General features: G+C 58.2%; 3 protein-coding genes. 1 reads left to right on the top strand and 2 read right to left on the bottom strand.

From position 1 onward, the window contains the following. The coding region (locus A2I95_RS31530; RefSeq protein WP_291736163.1) for a sulfotransferase family 2 domain-containing protein at positions 1-460 on the top strand (460 nt) is incomplete at its 5' end. Between the two features lie 138 nt (positions 461-598). Here the strand turns inward: A2I95_RS31530 and A2I95_RS31525 are convergent. Next, complete coding sequence (locus A2I95_RS31525) at positions 599-1,072, bottom strand: hypothetical protein (RefSeq protein WP_027257441.1); 474 nt, start codon at positions 1,070-1,072, stop codon at positions 599-601. A 288-nt stretch (positions 1,073-1,360) separates the two neighbouring features. After that, positions 1,361-2,465, bottom strand: a 1,105-nt coding sequence (locus A2I95_RS31520; protein ID WP_291736160.1) for a dihydroxy-acid dehydratase, incomplete at its 5' end; no start/stop codon positions are given.

Below are 2,465 nucleotides of genomic sequence, written 5' to 3'. Positions count from 1 at the left end.
TGGCGAGGACGGCAAGCAGGAATTCGACCAGATCGCCAGCTTCCGCCGGTTTCTGCTGTTTGTGCGCGACACCATCCGCTGGCGCCGCCCGATGGATCCGGACATCCACTGGTCGGCAATGTCGGGGCATGTGTCGACCTTCATCCTGAACGGCGGCCGCTACAACCGGATTTTCTGGACCGAAGATTTCAATGCCGGGATGCAAGGCGTGCTGGATGCGATCGAAACGCCGCATGCGGTGGACCTGAACGCCATCCCGCGTTTCAACGAAAGCGAAGGCCACGGTCCCAAGCGCGCCCATGCCGTCGAGGACTATTTCGACGACCTGTCAATGCACCTGGTCTATGAGATCTACAAACGCGATTTCGAGCTGTTCAAGTACGATTTCGATAACCCGGGCAACAAGATGCCGGTGGGCGAGATCGACCTGGACGAGGTGCACGCCAAGCTGGGGGAATGATGGGCAGGGCGCGGAAAGCGGAGACCTCCCGCGCCTTTACCGCCGCATCAAAGATGCCGCGGCATAAATCTTGGGCCCGGCGCGGGGACATGATCTGTGTTCATGAAGGGAATGTGCCGGAGCCGCTTCGGGCGATTACTAAAACACCAGGTTTTTGTTCGTTTTGTCACAATCAAATTTTCCGGACGAGGTGAATCTTTCTCCTCCGCCGCTTACCGAGAGTTTTCCTTGCAAGGTTTCAGGGTTAAACAAGAGTGAGTAGCGAACAGTGAATTTGGTTTTGATTATCTCAGGTATGCCGTAGTCATAAGTTGTTGTGATGGTTACTGGCACTCCCTTAACCTTCCAGCGCAACCGATACATTCCATTGCTTTTCTTCGTAAACTTCGTTGCCACAGGCGCATTGTAAACCATGTGAGTGAATGCGTCATAGACCGTAGCTGTGCTGTTTTGTGCATCAACGTTCAACATGGACTTGCCGGGCACAAACCCGCCATCATTGTTTTCCCTGGCTGAGCTGTGCCCCGCGAAGGAGCACAAGAACTTCTCTGGAGCTGCGGTTGCTGCAACCGGAGCTGCGAGAGTCAAAACGGTAGGGAACAGTCTGAGCATGATGGTCCTCAAAATATGTTGGGCAGTAATTGGATACAAAACACAAACCAGATAAATATCTCCCGGTAGATAGGCTGTAGAAAGTTATTCTTTTGCGTGTGCAATGACATCGGGGCTACGCATTTTTGTAAATGGTAATCGACGGCTATCTGTATAGCCTAAGCGCAGGTTCGGAATGCAGGCGTTTTTGCTGCCTGAACCCGTCTTGTCCGTGCATTGGCTGAGACCTAAAAGAAAACCCGCCGCGAATACGCGGCGAGTTTTCAAGGTTCACGAGGCAGTCAGGCCTCAGTCTTCGTCCGGCAGTGCGCGCACCGCGCCTTTGGCGGCGGAGGTGGCCAGCAGCGCATAGGCTTTCAGCGCCTTGGAGACCTTGCGCTTGCGCGGCTCGGCCGGTTTCCAGCCCTTGGCGTCCTGCTCTTCGCGGCGCGCGGCCAGCTCCTCATCCGCGACTGCCAGATGGATCGAGCGGTTGGGGATGTCGATCTCGATCCTGTCGCCCTGGCGCACCAGGCCGATGGTGCCGCCTTCGGCCGCCTCGGGCGAGACATGGCCGATCGACAGGCCGGAGGTGCCGCCGGAGAAACGGCCGTCGGTCAGCAGGGCGCATTTCTTGCCCAGGCCTTTCGATTTCAGATAGGAGGTCGGGTAGAGCATTTCCTGCATGCCGGGGCCGCCGCGCGGGCCTTCGTAGCGGATCACCACCACATCGCCTTCCTTGACCTTGCCGGTCAGGATGTCGTTCACCGCCGCGTCCTGGCTTTCGCAGACATAGGCGGAGCCGGTGAAGGTCAGGTTGCTGGCATCGACGCCGGCGGTTTTCACGATGCAGCCGTCCAGCGCGATATTGCCGAACAGAACCGCAAGGCCGCCGTCCTGGCTGAAGGCGTGCTCTTTGGAGCGGATCACACCGTTTTCGCGGTCGTTGTCCAGCTCCTTGTAACGGTTGGATTGGGAGAACGCCTGCGTCGTGCGCACGCCGCCGGGGGCTGCCTTGAACAGCTCTTCGGCCTCGGGGTTGTTGGCAACCTTGATGTCCCACTTTGCGATGGCTTCGCCTATGGTCGAAGAATGCACGGTGCTGCAGTGGTTGTGCAGCAGGCCTGCACGGCTGAGCTCGCCCAGGATCGAGAAGATGCCGCCGGCCCGGTGCACGTCTTCCATATGCACGTTGGCGGTGTTCGGCGCGACCTTGCAGAGGCACGGGACCTTGCGGCTGAGCTGGTCCATGTGGGACATGTTGAAGTCGACTTCGCCTTCGTTGGCAATTGCCAAGAGGTGCAGCACGGTGTTGGTGGAGCCGCCCATGGCGATGTCCAGGCTCATCGCGTTCTCGAAGGCCTCGAACGAAGCGATTTCGCGCGGCAGCAGGCCCTTTTCTTCACCCACATAG

This window comes from Leisingera sp. F5 (genome assembly GCF_001593695.1).
This window is presented reverse-complemented; position numbering and strand designations above follow the sequence as displayed.